The organism is Microvirga sp. P4_G7 (assembly GCF_056401005.1).
In genome coordinates, this window is record NZ_JBFUKD010000360.1 from 1 (window position 1) to 3,727 (window position 3,727).

At 60.7% G+C, this 3,727-nt stretch carries 5 protein-coding genes; 4 read left to right on the forward strand and 1 reads right to left on the reverse strand.

All coding sequences use genetic code 11. The features are described from left to right. Nucleotides 1-539: plastocyanin/azurin family copper-binding protein (locus AC1DT3_RS14530; RefSeq protein WP_477465956.1), on the forward strand; the 539-nt coding region annotated here is incomplete at its 5' end. A 34-nt stretch (nt 540-573) separates the two neighbouring features. After that, complete coding sequence (locus AC1DT3_RS14535; protein WP_477465957.1) at nt 574-1,296, forward strand: RNA polymerase sigma factor; 723 nt, start codon at nt 574-576, stop codon at nt 1,294-1,296. 5 nt (nt 1,297-1,301) lie between these two features. Here the strand turns inward: AC1DT3_RS14535 and AC1DT3_RS14540 are convergent, their stop codons facing one another. After that, the gene (locus tag AC1DT3_RS14540) at nt 1,302-2,000 is read right to left on the reverse strand and encodes a hypothetical protein (RefSeq protein WP_477465958.1); all 699 of its coding nucleotides are present in this window, start codon (nt 1,998-2,000) and stop codon (nt 1,302-1,304) included. A 437-nt stretch (nt 2,001-2,437) separates the two neighbouring features. On the opposite strand from AC1DT3_RS14540, the gene AC1DT3_RS14545 reads away from it, so the two are divergent. Further along, the gene (locus tag AC1DT3_RS14545; RefSeq protein ID WP_477465959.1) at nt 2,438-3,052 is read left to right on the forward strand and encodes a dioxygenase family protein; all 615 of its coding nucleotides are present in this window, start codon (nt 2,438-2,440) and stop codon (nt 3,050-3,052) included. 170 nt (nt 3,053-3,222) lie between these two features. Continuing rightward, nucleotides 3,223-3,727, forward strand: a 505-nt coding sequence (locus AC1DT3_RS14550) for a hypothetical protein (RefSeq protein ID WP_477465960.1), incomplete at its 3' end; no start/stop codon positions are given.

Below are 3,727 nucleotides of genomic sequence, written 5' to 3' on the forward strand. Positions count from 1 at the left end.
GCCGACGAGGCGCGGGTTGCCAAATGATGCCCACGCGCCGGGACATTTTATGGCAAAGCGGCGGATTTCTGGTCTCGTCCTCGTTCTTGGCTATTGCGGCCGAGATCGTGGATATCCGCATGCAAGGACGTCCGGATGGTTCGGATGTCTGGTTCGACCCGATCGGCATTCGCATCGATCCGGGTCAAACGATCCGATGGACCAACTTCGATCGCGCGAACGCCCACACGACAACGGCCTATCACCCATCGAATTTCGACCATCCGCGCCGTATCCCGAACGGAGCCAAGCCGTGGAACTCGGACTATCTGCTGCCGCAGGAAGGGTTTTCCGTCACCTTCGGGCGGCCTGGGGTCTATGATTACTACTGTGTGCCGCACGAACATGCAGGAATGGTGGGGCGCATCGTGGTCGGTTCTCCTGAGCCCCCCGGTTGGGCGATGGTGGAGGGAGGCACGCAAGACTTGCCAGAGGTGGCCGTGCGCGCCTTTCCGACGATAGAGAATATCATGCAGAACGGGATGGTCCGGCGCACGTGAATCGCGCAGGACCCAACCCAGGGAAGGCGACGAGATGCTGAACCACAAGCACACCATCCCGCGAAACGGTCCCCCACTTGAAACGCCGAGTGACGAACAACTCGTCGCCCTGGCGCGGGAAGGCGACCAGAGTGCGGTCCGCGTGCTGGTCCAGCGGCACAATCGACGCCTGTTCAGGGTGGCGCGGGCGGTTGTGCGGAACGATTCCGAAGCTGAAGACATCGTGCAGGAAACCTATGTCCAGGCATTCACCCATCTCGATCAATTTCGCGATGAGGCCAGATTGTCGACTTGGCTCACGCGCATCGCATTCAACGCCGCTCTGGCACGCGTGCGCCAACGACGCCCCATGGCGCCGCTGGAAGAAATCGATACGCAGGACAGCCGTACGAGCGGGCGACTGATCATGTTTCCCTCACCCCTCCCCCCCGCCAATCCCGAGACCGAGTTGGCCCGCATGCAAGTCCGCGGCGTCCTTGAAAGGGCGATTGATGCATTGCCAGCACCCTTCCGTGTCGTCTTCGTCATGCGCGATGTGGAGGGCATGAGCACGGAAGAAACCGCCTCCTATCTTTCGATGCGGGTCGAGACGGTCAAGACACGGCTTCACCGTGCTCGAAAACTGATGCGCTCGACCATCGAAAGGGAGCTGTCCGGCGCGTTTACGGAGGCCTTCCCGTTCGACGGAGCACGCTGCGCAAATATGGCTGATCGGGTCAGCGCGCAGTTGCAAGGGCTCGGCCCGTTTCGATCGTAAGCCGTCTACTCCAAATTGACGGCGCCCAGCCCGAAGCTCGACCCATTGCGGGTAATCCAGACCTCTCCCGCACCGAGCATCATCCCCTTGTCCCGGACGAAAACCGACTCGAACGTCGACTTGGCGACGACATCCCGGATTCCAGGGGCCATGATCGTACTCTTCGCAGCAATGAGCTGATCGCGGTCGCGGACGGTCCGCCGGGTCTTTCCCGTGATCGTCAGCGGGAGATGGGCGACGCGGGCGACAAGTTCGATATCGCCCGATCGGAAGGCTGCCTTGACGCGCCTGAAGCCGTAATAGGCCTCGATGGGATCGAAGTTCAGATCGCGGTAACTGAGCTCGATCTCGGGTGGCAGCTTGGGCCTGGAGAACCCGGCTGCCGTCCCCCGCTGAGGCAAGTCCAAGGATTGCCGCAGTTCGCGCGCGAGCAAGTTCATAGCCCTATGACGATCGTATAGCTTCTGCAGATCCGGCGTGCGGGATTGCACGGATCCTGTTGCGAGAGCTTCGCTGATCGCCTGCCTTGCGCCATTCGCGTCGACGGCAGCGTTTCGCCACTCGCGGGAGGCAGCAGTTTCGTCCACTTCCCCGTCGAGTTGGTTGCGCGCGATCCAAAGCCTTTCCTCGACCTCGGCCAAGACCTGCTCATGTGACGGCTTGAAACCCGGTCCTTTCGCAATGTCGGGTGGCAGGGCCCTCATTGCCTCCTGAGGCTTCGGACCCTTTGGTTCCTCCGATGTGTATCGGGGATCGACCTTGTAGGTCCTTCCGTACACTCTAACGAAGAAAGGATCCGCGTAGGTCGAAGGAGCGACCAGGAGAGCCAGCAGGCAACTGGAGCACCCGAATAGCCTGGCAATGAAGCCGCCCATCGCCGCCTCCCTTCCCAACACAGCGCGTTCGATTCCGGCAACGCGCCGGACCGTTCATCCAAACGGTRTCAAATCGCCTCACGTCGCATGAGCAGCAGATGAAAACCAGCGTATGAGTATCCAGTCAAAACCAGCGATCACGTTCGTGCGACACATGAAATCATGACCTGCCTCACAGCACGGGGTGGTCTATTTTCAACCTATCCACGGGAAGTTGGGATGCGATGAACTATCGCCCTCGTCTGGTACTGAATCGACGCTCTCTCTTGACCGGGCTCAGTGTGACGACTGCCGGGCTTCTCATATCGAGTGAGACGGTCGCCGCCGACCTTGTCCCGACACCGGGACAGACGGAGGGACCTTTCTATCCGGTCGCATTTCCACCAGACATGGACAACGACCTGGTCCGTATCATGGGCCAAGCGGCCCAAGCGCTCGGGCAGATCATTCATGTCTCGGGCCGTGTGATGGACACGCGCGGGCAGCCGAAAGCGGGAAGTGTGGTCGAGATTTGGCAGTGCGATGCCAATGGTGTCTATCGCCATCCTCGTGCGGGAAACCAGGGCCGTATCGACAGCGCTTTCCAGGGCTATGGACGCATGCAGGTTGATGCACGCGGCGCATATCGCTTCCGGACCATCCGGCCGGTGCCCTACCCGGGTCGCACGCCCCACATCCATTTCGCGGTGCACATACCGGGACAGGGACGTCTGGTGACCCAAATGTACATCGACGGCGAGCCACTGAACGACCGTGACGGCGTTCTCAACAGCATCCGGGACGTCAAAGCCCGCCGCAGCGTGATTGTCCCGCTTTCCTCCCAGGTTACACCTGAGCCGGGCGCACTCCGCGGGCATTTCGACATCATTGTTGAGGCATAGTCCGTGACAGCAGGCGCTAAATCACGAAGAAATGTCGCGAGCCCGGCTCTTGGCTTTAGGAATGACGCAGGCGCAAGTGCGGTCCAGCACCGTATCAACCCACAGCCCCTGTTCCCGATATGATTACGTAAGGGAACCGGCTACTATGCTTGGGTTGCAAGGGTTCTGCTGTGTACCGATATGGGGACGGCGCTAGATCTTACGAGATCGAACTCGACGCCTCCGAGACGTCGGAGCGCGGCGTCGACGCTCAACCCACGATCATTTTCCCCGACAAGGACTTCCTGTTCACCGCCGAATTCAGGCGATCGGGCAACGATCTGATCCTTCAATCGTCCGACCACAATGCGATCATCTATGGTTACTTTAAGAGCGACCGACGCGCCGCCATCGCGACACCGGACGGAGCGGGTTTGAGCGCTGCCGTCGTGGAGGCGCTGGCGGGACCGGACCGGCCGGGGGAGTACGCACAAGCAACCCCGACGACACCCGCACTCGCATTGATCGGAAGGGTGGAGAAGGTGTCCGGATCAGCGACCGTCATGCGGAACGGCGTGGCGATCGAGCTCCATCTCGGCGATTCCGTGGCGAAAGGGGATGTCGTCCAGACCGCATCGAGTTCGTCCGTCACCATCAAGTTCAGCGACGGTACCGTTTTTGGCCTGTCCTCGAGTG